This window comes from Alteromonas ulvae (assembly GCF_048987005.1).
In the GTDB taxonomy this organism is placed as follows: Bacteria; Pseudomonadota; Gammaproteobacteria; order Enterobacterales; family Alteromonadaceae; genus Alteromonas.
Window position 1 is genome coordinate 1024608 of record NZ_CP185261.1, and the last position, 20362, is coordinate 1044969.

The following is a 20362-nucleotide window of genomic DNA, read 5'->3' on the forward strand; positions in this document are numbered from 1 at the left end:
TTATCGATTCTCAGTTATTGCTTACTGCGGGGCTTGATGAACAAACACTTCCTTGAAAAACTTCGGCAGGTTTATTCTGAATTCTTCCGGGCGTACGCCAGATACTACCTCGTCATTGTAACGACTTAAGTCAATTTTTTTGATTTCATTAAAGTGACTTGATGTCACGCTGTAAAACGTCATCACCTGTGGGCTTAAAGGGTCTTTAGGATTTATCTTACTGACGATCCCCAACTTTCCGCTTTTCAGTTTAACTAAAGAACCCACTGGGTGTACGCCGATACATTGGATAAATTGGTTGACTAATGTTTGGTCTAAGCCAGAAGACTCTGAAAGGCGTTTCAGCGCTTGCATAGGCGTAAGACTTAGCTGAGACGGATGCTGAGAGGTTAGCTCGTCGTAGGTATCAACAATGGCGGCTATTCTAGCAAACTCTGATATTTCGTCGTCACAAAGTCCGTTGGGATAACCACTGCCGTCTACTCTTTCTTGATGTTGTTCAATAACCTGCAAGGACAAGTCGGGAATATCTCCGCATTGCTCTACAAGGGTAGTGCCAATTTCTACGTGGGTTTTCAAAACTGCGAGATCGTCTTCAGAAAGGGTTGCCGTAGGCCTTCGAATATCAGCAGGTATTGACGACATGCCCGTATCCATCAGCAATGCCCCGAGACTTGCTTGCTCAATACTGTCCCTGTCATATCCTAAAAACTTGCAAAATATTCCGGTTAACACTGAGCAGTTTATCGAGTGTTCAAGTAGATAGTTGTCGGTATCTTTAATGAGAGTGAGGCAGCTTAGTGCGTCTCCATTATCGAACACACTCTCTATCAAACTGTGCGAGAGCGAGGTCATTGGAGATAAGTCAGTAACGGCGCCTTGGTTTAACGCTTTTACAAACTTACTTTGGATAGACAGTGCATTTTCGTATAAGTCGTTAGCTTCGTTGATGGAAGCATTACCTAGCGATTTTGGCTTGGGATTTTTTGATCCAAGAACGGAGGGATCGTTAGACAATGTTTGCTCTTCATTTACCAAATCATTATTTACTACACCATCATCAGCTTGTGTTTCTTCATTGCGTTGGTGTTTTGATTTAGCAATATTAACCTCAAGAAGTAATATGCCTTTTTTCTTCAATGTGTCTACAATGCTCTGGGATTTAACTATGCCTTGAGATCGCATATGAAGTTTACCGGATTGTTCAATAACTTGGGTAACATACATTCCTGGTCTTAGCTCATCAATAGGCACCTGTTCTAGCATTTTATTGTCCGTTTGCTGCATTGTTGTCGACTCGTTAAATTAGCATAGGGTGAGGTATGATGATATGCCAATAATGGGGAATTTTTTTTAGTATACGCAAAATAAATTCTCTCACTAACAGTCGTTTTATCGAAAATCGAAACCAAAAGCAAAACCCAAATTTTTGCCTAAATCGTTGATAAGGCCCCCCACCATTTTCCAAGTATTCGATCTTTTACACGTAAAGCAGCGTAATTATTTTGCACAATAAATAATTAACTCTTGTAATAGCACTTTTCATGTCTAGTTCGGCTTTTCTATACCTAACTCGCTATTTACGACACAGGGTCTGATTGTCTATATCAGTGCTCTAGTATAAGGATGTCCTATGAAAGATGAACAGCAAAAAACGCCCGGGCTATTGATGGCGTTAACACCCGTCGTGTTAACGCTGATAATCCTGGGAACACAGATTTTTTATTTTGGCGTTTTTGAGCCTCATATTCCCCTTGCAATAGGCGTAGCCCTTGCAAGTTTCGTGGGTGTATACCTTGGCCTGTCGTGGGAAGAAATTCGCGCAGGCATATTTAAAGTTATCCATGTGGCGTTGCCATCGGTAAGCGTGCTAATTACGGTGGGCATGATTATCGGTATTTGGATTGCTAGCGGCACCGTTCCTACCATTATTTACTACGGCCTAAAAACGTTATCGCCAGAGATATTTCTCGCCGCTGGCATGATCATTTGTGCCGTGGTGTCAGTGTCTTTAGGCACAAGTTGGGGAAGTGTTGGAACCGTTGGTTTGGCCCTAATGGGCATTGGCGAGGGTTTTGACATTCCCATGTATTGGACGGCAGGCGCAGTAGTATCTGGCGCATTTTTCGGTGATAAAGTATCTCCGCTTTCTGACACGACAAATCTTGCACCAGCGGTGACGGGAACAGACGTCTTTTCACATATACAGAACATGATGGCCACAACCATACCGGCCATGGTCATTGCGCTGTTAATTTATATTGGCGTTGGCTTCTTTGTGATTGATACGCAAAGTGTGTCCTTCGAAAAAATTGAAGGAATAACCACCGCGTTAGAAGACAGCTTTTATATATCAGCATGGGCGCTATTACCTGCATTGGTGGTGATGGTATTGGCATTAAAGAAATTCCCACCTCTTCCATCGTTGTTTGCAGGTGTCGTTGTTGGTGGCGCGTTTGCAATGGTCACACAGGGGCAGTCACTGCAGGCCGTGTTTGACTATGCGAACAATGGATATTCCATTCAAACGAATATTAGCGAAATAGACACCTTGCTTAATCGAGGCGGTATTCAGTCCATGATGTGGACAATCTCGCTGGTACTTATTGCCCTTGGATTTGGTGGAGCGCTTGAGACAACAGGCTGTTTGAGAAGCATTATTAACGCCATCAAAAGTAAAGCGAAAACATTCGCAGGTACTCAATCGGCAGCCGTAGGAACGGCGTTTGCAACGAATCTTGTTGCCGGCGATCCCTACTTATCTGTTGCTTTACCTGGGCGTATGTATTCTCCTGTTTATCGCGGTATGGGGTATTCAACGCTTAATCTTTCCCGTGGTATAGAAGAAGGCGGCACGCTAATGTCTCCGCTAATCCCGTGGAATGCTGGGGGCGCGTTTGTTATCTCCGCTTTGGGTCTTGGTATATCCGGTGATAACTTACAAAACCTACTTTACATACCGCTGGCTTTCGCATGTTGGACAGCGCCACTGATAGGAATATTTTATGCCTATACCGGCCTGTTTTCACCAAAGGCATCAGATAAAGAACGGGAAGAGTGGGAGTCATCAGGTGCTGATATTGCCAAATTTAATGAGGACGGCACGCCAGTGACCGAATGATTTGGCGTTTGAACGCTGAAAGAAATACCGTTTAAAATATAAAGATGGAATAAAAAAGCGAGGGTAGAAGCCAACCCTCGCTTTTTTGTTTGTCGCTTTAATTTGATTTATGTACTGGGGCTTTTATGACAGACCCACTATTAGCGACCCCAGCGTAGCCTACAGCCAACTAGGCTGCTTTTCCTCAAACGCAGAGATAGCGCTATCAAGCTCTAAAGTTTGACCTATGGCATCAAGCCCTTTTATCAGATTCGTTTTGTGATGAGATGCTATATCAAAACTGAACGATGTATCGTTAAAGCTCACTGTCTGCGCCGGCAAATTAACGGTAATGGCGAGCGTCGGATCTGCTTTTACAGCGTCAAACAAAGCGTCCATTTGTTCGCTGCCTAACGCAACAGGAACGAGTTGGTTGTTAATACAGTTACCATAAAAGATATCAGCAAAGCTGGTGGCAATAACGGTTTTAAAACCAAAATCGGCCAGTGCCCAAGGTGCGTGCTCTCGACTTGAGCCACAACCAAAGTTTTCTCTTGCCAACAATACGCTGGCGCCTTTGTGTTCAGGCTTGTTCAGCGAGAAATCTGGGTTAGGCTCTTGCTCTTTTAAATCCAAATAGCGCCAGTCATGAAAAAGGTGCTTGCCGTAGCCGACACGGGTAACTCCCGTGAGAAACTGCTTAGGAATAATTTGGTCTGTGTCCACATTGGCTTGGTCTAACGGCGCTGCCGTGCCCGTGTGGTGTGTAAAACCTTGTTCTGACATGTATTACTCCTGATAGTCTCTAACATCGGCGAAGTGGCCGTTAATGGCTGCGGCCGCCGCCATTGCGGGGCTCACTAGGTGTGTGCGTGCACCACGGCCTTGACGCCCTTCAAAGTTTCTGTTGCTCGTTGATGCACAGCGATCGCCAGAAACCAATTTATCGTCGTTCATACCCAAGCACATTGAACAGCCTGGTAAGCGCCACTCAAAGCCAGCCTCTTCGAAAATCTTATCGAGACCTTCAGCTTCAGCTTGGCGTTTTACTGCTCCAGAACCCGGCACCACAATAGCGGTAACCGACGGTGATACCTTGCCTTTTTTGGCAATGTGAGCAGCAGCACGCAAATCTTCAATACGCCCATTGGTACATGAGCCAATGAAAACGTGATTGACTGCGACATCAGAAAGTTTTTCACCAGCCTGCAAACCCATATAGCTTAGTGCTTTTTTCGCGCTTTCTATTTCGATAGGGTCGGTAAAATCTTCAGGAGCGGGCACTGGCGTATTCACCCCAATAACTTGACCTGGGTTGGTTCCCCATGTGACCTGCGGTGCTATGTCGGCCGCTTCAAGTTCGACAACCGTGTCAAAGCTTGCGCCTTCTTCGGTATATAAGGTTTTCCAATAGGCAACCGCGTCATCCCAAGACTGGCCTTTCGGTGCGTACTCGCGGTCTTTTAAATACGTGAAGGTAACGTCGTCTGGTGCTACTAGTCCAGCTTTAGCTCCCGCTTCGATACTCATATTACACACGGTCATTCGCTCTTCCATGGTAAGCCCACGAATTGCCTCTCCCGCATACTCAATCACATGACCTGTTGCACCAGCGTGTCCAATTTTGCCAATGATAGCCAAAATAATATCTTTCGCTGTAATTCCCACAGGTAGCTTGCCATTCACATTAATCAGCATGCTTTTCGCGCGGCTTTGCTTCAACGTTTGTGTGGCCAAGACATGCTCAACTTGAGACGTACCTATTCCGAAGGCAAGTGCACCGAATGCACCGTGGGTTGCAGTATGAGAGTCGCCGCACACTACAGTCATACCAGGCTGTATAAGCCCTAACTCTGGGCCCATCACATGGACAATACCTTGTTTTTGGTGGCCTACAGGGTAAAGCTGAATGCCGTGATCTTCACAGTTTTTGGCTAGGGTATGCAGCTGTAGTGCGTTATCTGGGCCGCATGCATCAATGGCTAATGAGCGCGTTGATATGCTGTGATCCATGGTGCCCACCGTTTTGTCGGGGCGACGCACTTTACGGCCTTTTTCGTTAAGGCCAGCGAACGCTTGCGGAGATGTCACTTCGTGAATTAAGTGGCGGTCAATATAAATTAGGCTATCATCGCCTAGTTGGTCGACAATATGCGCTTGCCATACTTTGTCATATAAGGTCTTGGCCATGTGGTATTTCTACTCCTGCGCCATTAATTGTTTAACAATTTCATCGCCTACTTGCGATGTATTTGAAGCTTGCTCTCTTTTATCTTCTGGCAGCAGCTCGCCGGTGAGTACGCCCTTCTCAAGCGTGTTGACCACGGCTTTTTCAATAGCATCTGCGGCGTCGTTTAAGTTCATGCTGAATCGCAACATCATGGCTGCCGATAAAATTTGCGCGATGGGATTTGCAATACCTTGGCCTGCAATATCCGGCGCTGAGCCGCCAGCTGGCTCGTATAAACCAAACCCGTCTTCATTCATACTTGCCGAAGGCAAAAGCCCCATTGAACCCGTCATCATAGCGCATTCATCAGATACGATGTCGCCAAATAAGTTTGAACACAGCATCACGTCGAACTGTGCAGGATTTTTCATTATTTGCATGGTGGCATTGTCGATGTAGATATGATCTAGCTCAACATCAGGAAAGTCTTTGGCCACTTCTTCTGCCACTTCACGCCACAATCTGCTGGTAACCAATACATTGGCTTTATCGACTGAGGTGACTTTTCCGCGACGCTTTTGCGCCGCTTCGAACGCTGCGACAGCGATGCGGCGAATTTCCCGTTTGCTGTAGCGCATGGTGTCGTAAGCAAATTCTTCCTCGCCTTCACCCTCACGACCTTTGGGCTGGCCAAAATAAATGCCGCTGGTAAGTTCGCGCACTACCAACACATCTACACCTGATTTAGCAATGTCTTCACGAAGTGGAGATAAACCTTCAAGCCCAGGATAGATACGAGCAGGGCGCAAATTACTGAATAAATCAAAGTGGCTTCTTAACGTAAGTAGTGCAGCGCGTTCGGGACGCTGTTCAAGTGGAAGCGTATCCCATTTGGGCCCGCCTATGCTGCCAAATAAAATCGCGTCTGCTTGTTCACAACCTAACAGGGTTTTCGCTGGAAGGGCTTCGCCTTCGGTATCGATAGCAAATCCACCAACAGGAAACTCGGTGCGATTTAACGTAATGCTAAACTTCTTTTCTACTGCATCTAAGACCTTGTTGGCCTCTTGCATAACTTCTGGACCGATACCGTCTCCGGCTAATACGGCAATTGAAAACTGGCTCATTTACACTCCTACAACGCGTTCTTGTTGATTCTTTTGCTGATCAATCTGGTCGGCCAGATAAGTATTGTTCAGTACAAATATCAATGCTTTTACACCGGCTTCTACGATATCTGTGGCCAAACCTATACCGTGGAATCGACGATCTTTATAAGTGGCGATAACACTCACTTGCGCTAACGCATCTGCACCTTCGCCTTTTGAATCTAGTTTAAAGTCAACAATTTCCAAGTCTTCATGACCTAGAATGGAGATTATCGCTTTAAATGCGGCATCTACTGGTCCATTACCTGTACATGCCTGAGTAATCTCTTGCTCGCCCACTTTCATTTTTACGGTAGCGCTTGGGATGATCTCTCTGCCCGAATTGGCTTGTAGGTAAAGCAGTTGATAGTGCGCCTGGTCGTGCTTTTGCTTATCGAAAAACAACAATGCTTCAAGGTCGTAGTCGTAAACCTGCCCTTTCTTATCAGCCAGCTTTAAAAATGCATCGTATACGGCCTCTAAATCAAATTCTTCAGGCTTGTAACCTAATTCAGTAAGCCTATGTTTGATAACATGGCGACCCGAACGAGAGGTTAGGTTTAGGTTGTTCTTATTAATGCCCACGCTCTCAGGCGTCATAATTTCATAGGTATTTTGCGCTTTTAAGACACCGTCTTGATGAATACCTGACGAATGGCTAAAGGCGTTGGCCCCAACAATGGCTTTGTTTGATTGCACCGGCATATTACACAGCTGACTGACAAGTTTAGACGTACGTGAAATTTCCGTTGAATTAATATTGGTGTCTAGGCCTAACAACCCTTTTCGAGTTTGCAAAATCATTGCAATTTCTTCTAGCGATGCATTACCCGCACGCTCACCAATACCATTGATAGTGCACTCCACTTGACGCGCGCCTTGCTCTACTGCCGCCAATGAATTAGCAACAGCTAGGCCCAAGTCGTTGTGGCAATGTACAGAGATAATGGCTTTGTCGATATTAGGAACCCGATTGAACAACTGCTGAATAATACCGCCGAACTCAGTGGGCGTTGTGTAGCCAACAGTATCCGGAATATTGACTGTTGTAGCGCCTGCGTGAATAGCTGCCTCAACCATACGGCACAGGTAGTCGATATGCGTTCTACCGGCGTCTTCACATGAAAACTCCACATCATCGGTGTACTTGCGGGCATGCTTTACCGCAGCCACGGCCATATCTACCACATCGTCATGAGATTTGCGTAATTTCGCACCAACGTGTATTTCCGATGTGGCAATAAAGGTATGTATTCTAAACTGATCAGCTACGCTAAGGGCTTGGCCGCATGCATCGATATCACCAGGAAGAGCACGGGATAGACCGCAAATCACTGAGTTTTTGATTTCTTTGGCAATCAACTGTACTGATTGGAAGTCGCCTGGTGAAGACACTGGGAAACCAGCTTCAATAATATCTACACCTAGTCGCTCAAGCGCCAGCGCAATCTGTAACTTCTCTTTGGCACTTAGACTTGCTGGCAAGGCCTGCTCACCGTCTCGCAATGTGGTATCAAAGATTTTCACTTGATTTGTCATGACGCTCTCTCAATAGAATAGTTAAAAAAAAACCCGTGCTGTGCACGGGTTTTATGTGATTAATCGCTGGTCGCAATCTACCCGTGCAGTCTGGCTGCCTTGAGGAGTAGAGTAATTAGAAGAAAACGAATACGCATTTTTCGAAAATCTTTGCTGACCAACATTGATAGCGACAATTTAACCATGTGAGCCCTGAACGTCAACCATTGTTTACCATATTGATTAAATTTTTATGAAAAAATTGATCCTAACGCTCATATTAGGATGTGCGTCCTATTTGGTGGTGCGAGCTCTCTGGTTTTATGTGTTAAACGCCTGTTTGATTACTGCTAATGCAGATTATAAGTCTGGCTTTTGAAATGGTTAGTATGTTTGTACTATTTTTGACTGCAAGTGAGAAGTTATTAAATGAATTAATACTTATTATTTTTGTATTTTTATTCATGTTTGTGGTGGTAGGGCATTGCTAATGTCGCCTTAAAAGAAAAAAGGGCATAGACAAGTCCTTTATTTCAATAAGGTAAAGTTTTTCCAGTTTATTTGAGTAGATAGCCGCATTTCTCTAATAGACAGTGCACGAGGTGATACTCGAGATTTGAAGTTCCAAGCATGACCTGAGCAGGCGCTCGCCATGGTGGTTTTCGTTGGTTTAAGAAGGATTTTGCTATCAAAGGCTCCGTTATTTTCAAGTGCGTATGCTCGCTCATGACTAAGTGCACTTTCATACGAGCTTTGATGTGACGCGTCATCAGAACCTTCACCTGATTTAATGACTTGCCTTGTTTTCTGCTGAGTCTCCTGACTGGCCCCCTCAATAGTAAACCAACCGTGTTTGTTTAAATGAACTAAGTTATCTACTAACGCTGTTTTGTCGATAGCGTCTAATTCAAGGTGAATACCTTCTATAGTTTTGATTAATACGGGAACGATTAACCCGTAATCGGCATTTTTTCTAAACCACTGCGCTGTTGTATTGGTGTCCTGCGGCGGACGGGGAGCAGATTTCGGCTGCTTGGCGTACCAGCTTCCGTTGTAGTTGTCGGTAGATAGAGGCGTTGGGTTGGTGACAAGATATCGAGCGACGCTTTTAATATGATAGGGTAAGCCACCGATTCGGCGTTTAAGAATAGATGCATTACTTATCCCGCTGTGCGCTATAAACAAAAGCTCTCTTTCGTATAGCGCCGTACACACTTCAGAAAACTGTGCGTGATTACCACCTAGCTCACCTAAGTCGTTAAAAAAACCTGATTGTGTTATTGGCGGATGATTGTTTCTGCTCACGTTAATATCGCGTCTAGGCAAACTTTGCGCTAACCGTATCAAGAATGGGGAATACTCGCTAGTTTTTGTGCAGACATTTCAGTTGAGTGGTTTGGAAACTTACTTAAGGAAATGCAATGAGACACTCGCTCACCACCATTGAGGGGGGCCAGAAATAAAAAAGGCGCTAGCGCTCAAAGCGGCTAACGCCTTATAAGAGGTAGTTATTAACTAACTCTGCTCAGTTGGATGAGGCTGCTATTACTGACCTTTAATTTCAGAAAGGCCATTATACGTTGCTGCACTACCAAGTGCTTCTTCAATGCGAAGAAGTTGGTTGTACTTAGCGACACGGTCAGAACGGCAAAGAGAGCCAGTTTTGATTTGACCTGCTGCAGTACCTACCGCTAAATCAGCAATGGTCGCGTCTTCAGTTTCGCCAGAACGGTGAGAGATAACGGCAGTAAAGCCAGCGTCTTTCGCCATTTTAATTGCATTAAGTGTTTCTGTAAGTGAACCAATTTGGTTGAACTTGATAAGGATTGAGTTACCAATACCGTTATCGATACCGCGCTTAAGAATTTTAGTGTTAGTGACGAACAAGTCATCACCAACAAGCTGTACTTTATCACCAATTTTCTTCGTTAAGCTTGCCCAGCCGTCCCAGTCACTCTCGTCTAAGCCATCTTCAATCGATACAATAGGGTATTGTGCAGAAAGATCAGCTAAATAGTCGCCAAACGCTTCTGAATCAAAACTTTTGTCTTCACCAGACAATACATACTTGCCGTCTTTGTAGAATTCAGATGCGGCACAATCTAGTGCAAGGGTAATGTCTTCGTTCATTTTGTAGCCAGCGTCTTCAACGGCTTGTACGATAACCGCAAGCGCTTCAGCGTTCGAGCTAAGGTTAGGAGCAAAACCACCTTCATCACCCACTGCCGTGTTAAGGCCTTTCGCTGAAAGTACCTTCTTAAGTGCGTGGAAAATTTCAGCACCCATACGCAATGCTTCTTTAAAGCTTTTCGCGCCAACTGGCTGAACCATGAATTCTTGAATATCAACGTTGTTATCTGCGTGCTCACCACCGTTGATGATGTTCATCATAGGTACTGGCATCGAATATTGACCAGACGTACCGTTTAAGTCAGCGATGTGCTCGTAAAGTGCCACGCCCTTTTCAAGCGCAGCTGCTTTTGCTACTGCAAGAGACACAGCCAAAATAGCGTTAGCGCCAAGGGTTTCTTTGTTTTCAGTGCCGTCTAGGTCAATCATCACCTGATCGATATCAGACTGTGCTAGTGCGTCTTTGCCTAAGAGCGCTGGAGCAATGGCGTCGTTAATCGCCGCTACTGCTTTGGTTACACCTTTACCAAGGTAACGAGACTTGTCGCCGTCACGCAGTTCTAATGCTTCGCGGCTACCAGTAGATGCACCAGAGGGTGCAGCAGCACGACCCATAACGCCAGACTCTAAATAAACGTCTGCTTCTACTGTTGGATTACCGCGTGAATCTAAGATTTCACGTCCGATGATGCGACTAATTTTCGCCATGTTATTTCCTCAACAATTGATGTGGGAACGCAACGGGAAAGCGTTCCCTTTATTAGAAACTAGTGATTTTCTTTTTGATATTTACCCGCGGCTTCAACAAACCCCGTAAACAATGGGTGACCATCGCGAGGTGTTGAAGTGAATTCAGGGTGGAACTGACCAGCGATAAACCAAGGATGGTCAGGTATTTCGATAACTTCTACAAGTCGTTTATCAGTGGACAAACCACTTACTTTAAGGCCTGCGGCTTCAATTTCATCGCGTAAGTTGTTGTTCACTTCGTAGCGGTGGCGGTGGCGCTCGTAGATTTCCACATTGCCATACATCTCATGCACTTTAGTGCCTTCAATTAAATGGCAAAGCTGGCTACCCAATCGCATGGTACCGCCAAGATCAGATGATTCAGTGCGTGTTTCGGTTGTGCCTGCTGCATCTAACCACTCCGTGATTAAACCTACTACAGGATATGCAGTTTCAGGGTCGAATTCAGTACTGTTGGCATTGGCCATGCCTGCAACGTTTCGAGCAAACTCAATAAGTGCAACCTGCATCCCAAGGCAAATACCTAAATATGGAACTCTATTTTCTCGGGCGTAGCGAGCTGCTGCAATTTTACCTTCGATGCCGCGTTCACCAAAACCGCCGGGCACTAGGATAGCGTCTAGCTTTTCAAGTATTTGCGTGCCTTTACTCTCCACATCTTGAGAGTCGATATGGTGAATGTTGACTGTCAGTCTATTTTTAAGGCCTGCATGTTTTAATGCTTCGTTTACCGACTTATAAGCATCGGGTAATTCAACATACTTACCGATCATGCCTATATTCACTTCGGCAGTTGGGTTGGACTCTGCGTAAAGTACTTGTTCCCACTCAACTAAATCGGCTTCTGGGCAATCAAACCCAAAGCGGTTGACAACAAGCTGGTCCATGCCTTGTGCTTTAAGCGCCGCTGGAATGCGGTAAATACTATCCACATCTTTTAACGAGATAACCGCTTTGTCTGCTACGTTGGTGAAAAGCGCAATTTTAGAGCGTTCGCTGGTAGGTAATGCACCTACAGAACGACACACAAGAATATCGGGTTGAATACCAATTGAGCGCAATTCTTTAACCGAGTGCTGAGTGGGTTTTGTTTTCACTTCACCCGACGCTGGCATATAAGGCACAAGTGTTAAGTGCATGTACATAGCACGCTCGCGACCCACTTCAGTACCTAGTTGGCGAATGGCTTCTAAGAAAGGTTGTGACTCTATGTCACCTACGGTTCCGCCCACTTCTACAATAGCAACATCATGACCTTCAGCACCTTCGATTACGCGGCGTTTAATTTCGTTGGTAATATGTGGAATAACCTGAATTGTGGCGCCTAAGTAATCGCCGCGACGCTCACGTTTTAGTACTTCTTCGTAAACACGGCCGGTAGTGAAGTTGTTGCGTTTTGTCATACGGGTGCGAATAAAGCGCTCGTAGTGACCAAGATCAAGGTCTGTCTCTGCACCGTCATCGGTAACAAATACTTCACCATGCTGTATAGGGCTCATTGTGCCCGGATCGACGTTGATATAAGGGTCGAGTTTTAACATGGTAACGGTGAGACCGCGAGCTTCAAGAATTGCGGCCAGAGATGCTGCTGCAATACCTTTTCCAAGCGATGAAACTACACCACCAGTGACGAAAATATAATGTGTCATGCGAAACCTAGAACGTTAGGGTTGTATGGTAAATATAGGCCGATTTCAGAAAGAAACCATCTACACTTTGGACGGGGCGATAGTATACGCAAAACCATGTAAACAGACAATCTATTTGCCTACATGATGTGCAAATTTACGCCAGATTTACGCCAAGTTTAGGCTAGTTGTGACCTAAACTTGGCCTTGCGGCTAAGACTGACTTAAGCGCTTTAAGGTGTATATAAGGTCGAGCGCTTGCCGCGGAGAGAGTTCATCGGGAGATATGTTAGCTAGAGCATCGACAGCAGGGTTGGGTTTATCTGGAAACAGCAGTTCTGCTTGGCCTTTTGGCTTTGCCTTTGATGCAGGCTCAGATGTGGCTTTAGATGTGCCTGCTGCCTTATCGGGCGCACTCTCTTCCCCCTGTGTCATGATATGAGAAGATTCGAGCGCGGCGAGCTTTTGGCGAGCGGCTTGAATAACGGTTTTTGGTACGCCGGCTAATTGCGCTACCTGCAGCCCGAAACTTTTGCTTGCTGCACCTTCTGAAACCGTATGCATAAAGCGAATAGTATCTTCAAACTCAACAGCATCTAAATGCACATTGACAACACCTTGCTGTGTATCTGGCAGCTCGGTAAGCTCGAAATAATGAGTCGCAAAAAGGGTATAGGCATTAAGCTGCTTGGCAAGGTAACTTGCGCATGCCCACGCCAGTGAAAGCCCGTCGTAGGTACTCGTACCGCGACCAATTTCGTCCATTAACACCAAGGAGTTTTCTGTAGCGTTGTTTAAAATATTGGCCGTTTCTGTCATTTCAACCATAAAGGTTGAGCGGCCAGAGGCAAGATCATCAGATGCACCAATACGGGTGAAGATACGATCTAATTTCCCTATATGCGCTTGCTGAGCTGGCACGAAACTACCTATGCACGCTAGCAGAGCAATAAGCGCTGTTTGACGCATGTAAGTAGATTTACCACCCATGTTCGGGCCAGTAATTATTAGCATGCGCCGTGAGCTATCTAGCTGAAGCGGATTGGCGATGAATGGTGCTTTCATTACATTTTCTACAACAGGATGACGCCCTTCCTCGTAAGTAAGTGCACACTCGTTACTGAGCCTTGGCCTGTGCCAATCCAAAGCAATTGCCCGTTCGGCGAAACAACACAAAATATCGAGTTTTGCTAGCGCCGCGGCACTGTCTATTAGGTTATTTAAGTGCGGCGTAAACGCATCAAATAGTGCTTCGTACAGCTTTTTCTCAAGTGCAAGCGCCGCGCCTTGACTGCTAAGCACCTTGTCTTCGTGCTCTTTTAATTCTGGGGTAATAAAGCGTTCGGTATTTTTAAGCGTTTGGCGACGGATATACTCCGCTGGTGCATTTGCGCTGTTGGCGCGGCTAATTTCTATAAAAAAGCCATGTACTCGGTTATAGCCCACCTTTAGGGTGGAAATGCCAGTGCGCTCTCTTTCTCGGCGTTCCATTGCATCAAGATAGTCGGTAGCACCCTGAGAGAGGGCTCGCAATTCGTCTAATTCTTCGTTGTAGCCAGGCGCTATTACGCCACCTTCTCGGATAATAACAGGCGGGTTATCAATAATGGCGTGATTAAGCAGTGTTTGCAGCTCGGGATAAGTACCGACGGTTTGACTGATTTGCTTTATTTGCCCCGTTTCGAAGCGCGATAATGCGTCGTGTAAATCGGGCAAGGCGTTAAACGCGTTTTTTAATCTGGCAAAATCACGAGGTCGCGCAGAGCGAAGGGCTAAGCGTGCCATAATACGTTCAATGTCGCCAATGTGTTTTAGGGCACTGCGTATATCATCAGGGTTATCGTCAATAAAGGCTTCTACTGCGTCTAATCGACTCTGAAGCTCATGTTGATCGGTTATAGGAGAGTGAATAACACGTTGCAACATACGGCTACCCATGGCCGTTGTTGTGGTGTCCATCACACTAAAAAGCGTGTTTTCTTGACCGCCTGATAAGTTATGAGTGAGCTCTAAATTACGCCTTGTTGCTGCGTCTAACTGAACGCGGCTGTCTTGCTGTTCGGTTTGAATTTGCCTGATATGGGGAAGGGCGGTTCGCTGGGTGTCCTTTACGTATTGCAACACACAGCCAGCAGCGCCTAATCCTTTGGTTATGCCTTTAAGGCCAAAACCATCAAGGGTCTTGGTCTTAAACTGCAGATTCAGCTGCTCATCTGCGGTATCAATGTCAAACTCCCACTCAGGACGACGTCGTAACCCTTTCCTGTTTTCTATTAGCGATACATGCTCAAATCCCTCTGGGTAGAGTAATTCAGCAGGGTTGACTCGTTGAATCTCGGCGAGCAAGTTCTCATCATTATCGCATTCAAACACCACAAATCGTCCGCTAGTCACATCCAGCGTGGCTAAACCGTAATGTATTGTGTGACCACACACGGCGGCTAATATATTATCTCGGCGCTCTTCTAGAAGCGCTTCGTCGGTGACAGTGCCAGGTGTGATAATACGCTGAACTTGGCGCTCCACTGGGCCTTTGCTTGTTGCGGGGTCGCCTATCTGTTCACAAATTGCCACCGATTCACCCATTTTAACTAATCGGGACAAATAGCTTTCTACCGCGTGATAAGGTACGCCAGCCATTGGGATGGGATCGCCCCCAGACTTGCCCCGAGCCGTCAATGATATATCGAGAAGGTCTGCAGCTTTTTTGGCATCATCAAAAAACAATTCGTAAAAATCGCCCATGCGATAGAACAAGAGAATATTCGGATGCTGCGCCTTAATCGTAAGGTACTGGCGCATCATAGGAGTATGTGATTCCAAAAAAACGGCCTCGATAGATAGGTTTATGGTGTTAGTGCGTATGGTAACAAATAAATGATAAACTCTGTGCAACAAAAAGCACTGAAGGTAGATTGATATGACCACACCATTTTCAACGGTTTCTAAGCCGAACGCCATACCCTTAATGCTTGATAGTGCGTTAAGTACCCAAGTAATGGCCATTGGTGATGTGTTACGCCAAAAAGGGTGGACAGCATCTACTGCTGAATCGTGTACCGGCGGCGGTATTGCTTTTGCGTTTACCAGCGTTGCAGGCAGTTCAGATTGGTTTAATCAGTCTTGGGTAACCTATTCTAACAAGGCTAAAACACAGGAACTGTCCGTAAACACTGAAACCCTTGAAGTACACGGGGCTGTATCGCAGCAGACGGTAACTGAGATGGCGCTTGGGGTGCAAAAACGATGCGGAGCAAACGTGGTGGTTACGGTTAGCGGTATTGCTGGGCCTGGTGGCGGTACTGACAGCAAACCTGTAGGTACTGTGTGGTTTGGTTTCATTTGTGGTGATGATGCTTTTCAAGTTAAGCAAGTGTTTAGTGGCAACAGGGATGAAGTACGTGGTGAAGCGGTAGCCTTTGCAATTAACTATGTGCTGAAAGTGCTTAGTACTAGTTAAGCAACACACCTTAGGCCGAGTTGAAAAAAATAATCAAAACACTGGTTGAAACTGTATGCTTGTACAGTATAGAATGCATGCAGAAATTGTTAGGATGTAGAGGTGGTTTGTTTTTCTAGCGTTTTAATATTGACAAACGGTGTTGTCGTAATGGTTTGGTATTTACTGTGGATGAACCCAAGGCAGCCTGAGATAGTTAAGCTGCTGGCTGATAAATAGCTGGGCAAATAAACAGCTGAGCAAATAAACAGCTGGGCAGATAAGCAGCTGAGCAAATAAACAGCTGGGCAGATAAGCAGCTGAGCAGATTAATAACAAAGTAAACGAATAACAGCGCAAACAAGTAGTAAGCAAAGCGAGAATCACAAGCTGTAAGATGTTTTGAAAGTTAAAATATAAGGAACGCAATAAAATATCCTTATATTTTCATTTTTATTCACATTCATGTTCCAACTTTTGTTGATAATAAACGCAATGTGATGCGCAAAAGATAAGCATAGGCATAGTTAAGATGACAGATCAAAATAGAAGCAAAGCGTTAGATGCAGCGCTTTCCCAAATTGAAAAACAATTTGGGAAAGGCTCAATTATGAAGTTGGGCGAAAACAAGACAATGGATGTGGAAACGATTTCTACCGGATCCCTTGGGCTAGACATTGCGCTTGGTGCTGGTGGTTTACCTCTGGGTCGAATTGTTGAAATTTACGGGCCAGAATCGTCAGGGAAAACAACCTTAACGTTAGAAGTTATTGCCGAAGCGCAGCGCCAAGGCAAGACCTGTGCGTTCGTGGATGCGGAACACGCGCTAGACCCTATTTACGCTGAAAAACTTGGCGTTAACATTAACGAGTTATTAGTATCGCAACCTGATACGGGCGAGCAAGCGCTTGAAATTTGTGACATGTTGACACGCTCTGGTGCGGTTGACGTTATTGTTGTCGACTCCGTGGCGGCGCTAACACCGCGTGCTGAAATCGAAGGTGATATCGGTGATTCACACGTTGGTCTTGCCGCGAGAATGATGTCTCAAAGTATGCGTAAAATTACGGGTAATTTGAAGCGCTCGAATACAATGATGATTTTCATCAACCAAATTCGTATGAAAATTGGTGTAATGTTCGGAAGCCCTGAAACTACAACAGGTGGTAACGCACTTAAATTCTATGCGTCTGTACGCTTGGACATTAGAAGAATTGGTTCAGTAAAAGAAGGCGATGAGGTTGTTGGTAACGAAACTCGCGTTAAAGTGGTTAAGAACAAAATTGCGCCTCCATTTAAACAGGCTGAATTTATTATTCGATATGGCGAAGGTATTTCTAAGCATGGCGAGTTAATCGACCTAGGCGTTAAGCATAAGCTCATTGATAAAGCCGGAGCATGGTATAGCTATAACACTGATCGCATAGGCCAAGGTAAAGCAAACAGTATGCAATTTTTGAAAGACAATCCTACGGTATCGAATGAGATAGAAGCTAAGCTACGAGAGATGCTACTGCCGAGCAAGCTTGCTGAAGACAAAGACAAAGATAAAGACAAAAATGTGAGCGAAGAATTTTAAACAGATTTAGTAGTAGCCGCCTATCAGCATACCGTTGGCTACTGTAAAAAACTAAAAAAAGTAGTTTAATAACCGCCGTAATGGCGGTTTTTTGTGTCTGCACGGTGGTTAACGGCGCGATTTAAACGTTGAGTTGCCACTGAGTAAAAATATTTACTAACATTTTTAGTCGGCATAATCCTTGTGAAAAGTGAGAATAAGAGGAATGCTGTAATTAATCACAAAAAAAGACTATGAGCTGTGAACGTGTGTCGATAGCGTAGGTCTGCGCAAACTTACCTATTTAAAATAGAAAACACGAAGAATTTGGGTGTGCTTGTTGTAAGGACGACAGGACTTTACTGGTTAGCGAATACGTGAATTGTTGAAGCTAACCGTTTACTAACAAAAGAGAAGAGGGAAGTTCCATGATTGAAATTACCGGTCTCGCTAAACGCTTTGAGGTTGAAAACCCAAAAAAGCTTAGCGAACAAGAGAAAAAAGATCCGCGCTTAAAAGGGCGTTATTTTCAATCTGTAAGAGAGGTGTCATTTACATGCCAAAGTGGTGAGGTTCTTGGCTTGTTAGGTCCAAACGGTGCAGGTAAAACCACAACACTTCGCATGTTGTCTACTGCACTTCGTCCTGATAGTGGTAGCGTATTTATAGATGGGCAAGACATATTGGCTAACCCGAATATTGCCCGCAAGAAAATCGGTTTTCTATCGAGTTCTACTGGTCTGTATGGGCGACTCACTGGTCGAGAAAATATCAGTTACTTCGGCGAACTGCATGGATTATCGAAAAATACGATTAATGCTCGTATTGAAGAAATGGCAGACTTACTTGATATGCAGAGCTTCTTAGAGCGACGAGCCGAAAATTTTTCATCTGGGATGAAGCAGAAAGTATCAATAGCGAGAGCGGTTATTCACGAGCCTTCACTTGTTGTGCTCGATGAGCCCACCACGGGTTTAGATATTATGGCTACCAGCACCGTAATGGAATTTATCCAGCGATTAAAAGATAAAGGCACCCCCGTTATTTTCTCTACTCACCATTTGGATGAAGTGCAAACGCTGTGTGACAAAGTCACTGTCATCAATCAAGGTGAAACGGTATTTAATGACTCATTAGCGGCGTTCAGTGCACTGTCTGATGGCCAAATGCACAAGAGTTTCCTTAAAACACTAGAAACAGAATCACAGGAGAAGAGCAATGTGGTTAATCTTTAAAAAGGAGTTTAAAGAGTTATTGCGGGATAGAAAAACTATCATCTTTATGATCTTGTTACCGCTATTACTGTTCCCCGCGATCTTTGGTGTGGGCATTTTCTTTATGAGTAATGCCGCTGAAAAGGCAGAAAACGAAATTTTAAAATATGCCATTGTTGGTGAAGCTTATGCGCCAGATATTGTTGAGTCGTTCAGTCAAGCTTCGGATAAGTTTGAGCAAGTCGCTATTGACGGCACCGCTACCGATAAACAAGGCTACGCAACGCTGATTAAAAACGAAACCTTAGATTTCGTGCTAGTAATACCTGAAACCTTTAACCCTGACATTTTGATATCAGGACAGCATAAAATTGCGCTTTATCTTAATGATGCTGGGCTCAATAAGGTGTATGGACGGGTAGCTGAAATTATCGATGTCTATATGGATGAGTACCAGCTTTCCGCATTTACGCAGTTAGGTTTAAATGAATCTCAGCAGGAGGCGCTGCTAAAACCCATTTCAATTGAAAAGCAAAATATTGCTGATGATAGAGAAGTGTGGGGGGAGCGTATTGGCGGCTTCCTTCCGTATTTCATTTTCATACTGTGCTTACAAGGTGCAATGGCACCGGCCGCTGATTTGGGAGCAGGGGAAAAAGAAAGAGGTACACTGGAAACATTACTCATCTCACCAATGGACAGGTACAAACTTGTATTGGGTAAATTCTTTACGGTAAGCGCCGCGGGGATCATCACTGCCCTTATCACCGTATCGTCCATGGCGCTGTGGGGAATAGTGTTATCGCAAGGTATGGCCATCGAATTTGTCGTCGAAGTGATGTCTATGATTGGCATTGTGGATTTTGTACTGATATTTCTTATGTTGGTGCCTGTGGTGGCAGTATTCGCAGCTATTTTGCTATCTCTTTCTATCTACGCGCGCTCATTCAAAGAAGCACAAAGCTATATGGGTTCGTTAATTATGGTGGTTATCTTTCCTGTACTGATTGCCATGATGCCCGGTGTAGAACTAAAAGGTGCGTGGGTGTGGGTACCATTAACTAACGTAGCTCTTGCGATGAAGGAATTGTTTAAGGGTACTATGGATTACTTTGCGCTGTTCGGTATTTTTACTTCCACAGCCGTTATAGCAATAGGCCTTATCATGTTCTGTATTCATTGGTTCAACAAAGAAAAAGTACTATTTAGATAGCCAATGTACTGGTATAAGCGAGAGCGCCCCGTGTGGATGGAAGGTGGTTAATCCTACCAGCCACACGGGGCGCTTTTTTTATGGCGTGGAATATTTTCGAAGTCTATATATTCGGTCAACACAAAGGGGAAGTTTCATACCTCAAAATCGATTCGTTTGATAATACCTTCCCAGCCCGGTGGGATCTTTCCTTGAAGAACGTATGAGTAGGCAAGCAGCTCTGCGATAACAAAATACAAGGACTCTGGGATATCTTGGCCTACATCAAGTGTGGCAAGGACTTCACTTAAATAAGGGTCTTCATGAATTAGTATTCCTGTTTCTTCTGCCATAGCGATGATGGCCTCAGCAAGGTCGCCATATCCCTTTGCCACCACTGTGGGCGTATTCTTTTTGTCGCCTCCTTCGTATTTGAGGCCTATGGCACGTTTAGCCTTGTTTTGCTTATCTGAACTCATCGCAATAACTCATTTACCATTTTTACGCTTATCTTG

The 20362-nt window shown here is 44.9% G+C and carries 15 protein-coding genes; 5 read left to right on the plus strand and 10 right to left on the minus strand.

What is annotated here, in order from left to right; genetic code table 11:
- Window positions 1-21 precede the first annotated feature (21 nt).
- Window positions 22-1266 carry an HD-GYP domain-containing protein gene (locus ACOJR9_RS04500; RefSeq protein ID WP_420936049.1) on the minus strand — a complete coding sequence of 415 codons (1245 nt, stop codon included), beginning with the start codon at window positions 1264-1266 and terminating at the stop codon, window positions 22-24.
- Between the two features lie 367 nt (window positions 1267-1633).
- Here ACOJR9_RS04500 and nhaC point away from each other — a divergent pair, with 367 nt between their 5' ends.
- Window positions 1634-3121: a Na+/H+ antiporter NhaC gene (gene nhaC, locus ACOJR9_RS04505; RefSeq protein WP_420935177.1), complete on the plus strand. Its 1488-nt coding sequence runs from the start codon at window positions 1634-1636 to the stop codon at window positions 3119-3121.
- A gap of 159 nt (window positions 3122-3280) precedes the next feature.
- On the opposite strand, the gene leuD is transcribed toward nhaC, so the two are convergent.
- From leuD to mutS, 8 genes are all read right to left on the minus strand, one after another.
- Window positions 3281-3886: a 3-isopropylmalate dehydratase small subunit gene (leuD, locus tag ACOJR9_RS04510; RefSeq protein ID WP_420935178.1), complete on the minus strand. Its 606-nt coding sequence runs from the start codon at window positions 3884-3886 to the stop codon at window positions 3281-3283.
- 3 nt (window positions 3887-3889) lie between these two features.
- Complete coding sequence (gene leuC, locus ACOJR9_RS04515) at window positions 3890-5290, minus strand: 3-isopropylmalate dehydratase large subunit (protein WP_420935179.1); 1401 nt, start codon at window positions 5288-5290, stop codon at window positions 3890-3892.
- A gap of 9 nt (window positions 5291-5299) precedes the next feature.
- Window positions 5300-6397, minus strand: coding sequence for a 3-isopropylmalate dehydrogenase (gene leuB / locus ACOJR9_RS04520; RefSeq protein ID WP_420935180.1), 1098 nt, complete (start codon window positions 6395-6397; stop codon window positions 5300-5302).
- Window positions 6398-7957, minus strand: a complete 1560-nt coding sequence (gene leuA, locus ACOJR9_RS04525) for a 2-isopropylmalate synthase (RefSeq protein WP_420935181.1) — start codon at window positions 7955-7957, stop codon at window positions 6398-6400.
- A 507-nt stretch (window positions 7958-8464) separates the two neighbouring features.
- On the minus strand, window positions 8465-9262 hold the full coding sequence (locus ACOJR9_RS04530) for a hypothetical protein (RefSeq protein WP_420935182.1): 798 nt from the start codon (window positions 9260-9262) through the stop codon (window positions 8465-8467).
- A gap of 219 nt (window positions 9263-9481) precedes the next feature.
- Complete coding sequence (eno, locus tag ACOJR9_RS04535) at window positions 9482-10774, minus strand: phosphopyruvate hydratase (RefSeq protein WP_420935183.1); 1293 nt, start codon at window positions 10772-10774, stop codon at window positions 9482-9484.
- A gap of 59 nt (window positions 10775-10833) precedes the next feature.
- Window positions 10834-12465 (minus strand): CTP synthase, encoded by a 1632-nt coding sequence (locus tag ACOJR9_RS04540; RefSeq protein WP_420935184.1) that lies wholly within the window; start codon window positions 12463-12465, stop codon window positions 10834-10836.
- Window positions 12466-12657: 192 nt separating this feature from the next.
- Window positions 12658-15249, minus strand: a complete 2592-nt coding sequence (gene mutS, locus ACOJR9_RS04545; protein WP_420936050.1) for a DNA mismatch repair protein MutS — start codon at window positions 15247-15249, stop codon at window positions 12658-12660.
- A gap of 115 nt (window positions 15250-15364) precedes the next feature.
- Here mutS and ACOJR9_RS04550 point away from each other — a divergent pair, with 115 nt between their 5' ends.
- The 4 genes from ACOJR9_RS04550 to ACOJR9_RS04565 all read left to right on the plus strand — a co-directional run bounded on the left by ACOJR9_RS04550 (window position 15365) and on the right by ACOJR9_RS04565 (window position 19868).
- Window positions 15365-15904: a CinA family protein gene (locus tag ACOJR9_RS04550; RefSeq protein WP_420935185.1), complete on the plus strand. Its 540-nt coding sequence runs from the start codon at window positions 15365-15367 to the stop codon at window positions 15902-15904.
- 511 nt (window positions 15905-16415) lie between these two features.
- Window positions 16416-17462, plus strand: coding sequence for a recombinase RecA (gene recA, locus ACOJR9_RS04555; protein ID WP_420935186.1), 1047 nt, complete (start codon window positions 16416-16418; stop codon window positions 17460-17462).
- 407 nt (window positions 17463-17869) lie between these two features.
- Window positions 17870-18676, plus strand: a complete 807-nt coding sequence (locus ACOJR9_RS04560; RefSeq protein WP_420935187.1) for an ATP-binding cassette domain-containing protein — start codon at window positions 17870-17872, stop codon at window positions 18674-18676.
- Entirely contained in the window at window positions 18660-19868 is a 1209-nt protein-coding gene (locus ACOJR9_RS04565; RefSeq protein ID WP_420935188.1) for an ABC transporter permease subunit, read from the plus strand. The genes ACOJR9_RS04560 and ACOJR9_RS04565 overlap by 17 nt, the downstream gene beginning before the upstream one ends.
- A gap of 134 nt (window positions 19869-20002) precedes the next feature.
- Here ACOJR9_RS04565 and ACOJR9_RS04570 read toward each other — a convergent pair whose 3' ends face one another.
- A complete protein-coding gene (locus tag ACOJR9_RS04570; protein ID WP_420935189.1) occupies window positions 20003-20326 on the minus strand; it encodes an EscU/YscU/HrcU family type III secretion system export apparatus switch protein in 324 nt (107 codons plus the stop codon).
- Window positions 20327-20362 lie beyond the last annotated feature (36 nt).

What these genes read in the sequence shown, in the direction of transcription:
- ACOJR9_RS04500 (WP_420936049.1), bottom strand. Translation starts at nt 1,266, where the DNA reads ATGCTAGAACAGGTGCCTATTGATGAGCTAAGACCAGGAATGTATGTT.
- nhaC (WP_420935177.1), top strand. Translation starts at nt 1,634, where the DNA reads ATGAAAGATGAACAGCAAAAAACGCCCGGGCTATTGATGGCGTTAACA.
- leuD (WP_420935178.1), bottom strand. Translation starts at nt 3,886, where the DNA reads ATGTCAGAACAAGGTTTTACACACCACACGGGCACGGCAGCGCCGTTA.
- leuC (WP_420935179.1), bottom strand. Translation starts at nt 5,290, where the DNA reads ATGGCCAAGACCTTATATGACAAAGTATGGCAAGCGCATATTGTCGAC.
- leuB (WP_420935180.1), bottom strand. Translation starts at nt 6,397, where the DNA reads ATGAGCCAGTTTTCAATTGCCGTATTAGCCGGAGACGGTATCGGTCCA.
- leuA (WP_420935181.1), bottom strand. Translation starts at nt 7,957, where the DNA reads ATGACAAATCAAGTGAAAATCTTTGATACCACATTGCGAGACGGTGAG.
- eno (WP_420935183.1), bottom strand. Translation starts at nt 10,774, where the DNA reads ATGGCGAAAATTAGTCGCATCATCGGACGTGAAATCTTAGATTCACGC.
- ACOJR9_RS04540 (WP_420935184.1), bottom strand. Translation starts at nt 12,465, where the DNA reads ATGACACATTATATTTTCGTCACTGGTGGTGTAGTTTCATCGCTTGGA.
- mutS (WP_420936050.1), bottom strand. Translation starts at nt 15,249, where the DNA reads ATGATGCGCCAGTACCTTACGATTAAGGCGCAGCATCCGAATATTCTC.
- ACOJR9_RS04550 (WP_420935185.1), top strand. Translation starts at nt 15,365, where the DNA reads ATGACCACACCATTTTCAACGGTTTCTAAGCCGAACGCCATACCCTTA.
- recA (WP_420935186.1), top strand. Translation starts at nt 16,416, where the DNA reads ATGACAGATCAAAATAGAAGCAAAGCGTTAGATGCAGCGCTTTCCCAA.
- ACOJR9_RS04560 (WP_420935187.1), top strand. Translation starts at nt 17,870, where the DNA reads ATGATTGAAATTACCGGTCTCGCTAAACGCTTTGAGGTTGAAAACCCA.
- ACOJR9_RS04565 (WP_420935188.1), top strand. Translation starts at nt 18,660, where the DNA reads ATGTGGTTAATCTTTAAAAAGGAGTTTAAAGAGTTATTGCGGGATAGA.
- ACOJR9_RS04570 (WP_420935189.1), bottom strand. Translation starts at nt 20,326, where the DNA reads ATGAGTTCAGATAAGCAAAACAAGGCTAAACGTGCCATAGGCCTCAAA.